1 protein-coding gene is annotated in these 266 nt (G+C 67.3%); it reads left to right on the top strand.

Annotation, left to right across the window (positions count from 1 at the left end):
* Positions 1-266, top strand: a 266-nt coding sequence (locus KVS67_RS12075; protein WP_368669069.1) for a GTP-binding protein, incomplete at both ends; no start/stop codon positions are given.

Here is a 266-nt window from a genome sequence, read left to right as displayed (position 1 = left end):
AGGCCCTGCTCGTGGCCCTGAACAAGTCGGACATGGTCGAGGACGAGGAGCTCCTCGGGCTCGTCGAGGTGGAGGTCCGCGAGCTGCTGTCCTCCCAGGAGTTCGACGGCGACGGCGCCCCGGTCATCCGCACCTCCGGTCTGAAGGCCCTCGAGGGCGTCCCCCAGTGGGTCAAGTCCGTCGAGGACCTCATGGTTGCCGTGGACGAGTTCATCCCGGACCCGGTCCGCGACAAGGACAAGCCGTTCCTGTTGCCGATCGAGGAC

It is taken from the genome of Micrococcus sp. GbtcB5 (assembly GCF_019091605.1).
GTDB lineage: Bacteria > Actinomycetota > Actinomycetes > Actinomycetales > Micrococcaceae > Micrococcus > Micrococcus luteus.
The sequence above is the reverse complement of the archived record's forward strand: the minus strand, read 5'-3'. Positions and strand labels throughout refer to the sequence as shown.